This is a genomic window from Pseudomonas peli (assembly GCF_050563605.1).
GTDB classification, from domain to species: domain Bacteria; phylum Pseudomonadota; class Gammaproteobacteria; order Pseudomonadales; family Pseudomonadaceae; genus Aquipseudomonas; species Aquipseudomonas peli_A.
Window position 1 is genome coordinate 1 of sequence record NZ_JBNXUH010000450.1, and the last position, 245, is coordinate 245.

1 protein-coding gene is annotated in these 245 nt (G+C 61.6%); it reads right to left on the reverse strand.

Features of this window, described 5'->3' with window-relative positions; translation table 11 throughout:
* Positions 1-245: hypothetical protein (locus ACQ4LH_RS22210; protein WP_430699034.1), on the reverse strand; the 245-nt coding region annotated here is incomplete at both ends.

Genomic DNA, 245 nt, shown 5'->3' on the forward strand with positions numbered 1-245 from the left:
GGGGTGGGTATAAAGAACAGGTCCTTGGACCAGGTTTGGCCCCCGGTTACCGGCGGGGCGATCTCCTGCGCCAGGGCGGCAATTGCATCGGCGGTGTGTTGCACCGTCTGCTTGCCCTGATTGGCGGCGCGGTCCGCATGGTTGGCGGCCTCGGCTGCATGGGTTGCGTTTCGTTCCCCGTCCTTGTTCTTTCTCTGTGTTACATCTGATTCTTGCGACGACGCTCCACGAGTGTAGATCTCGGG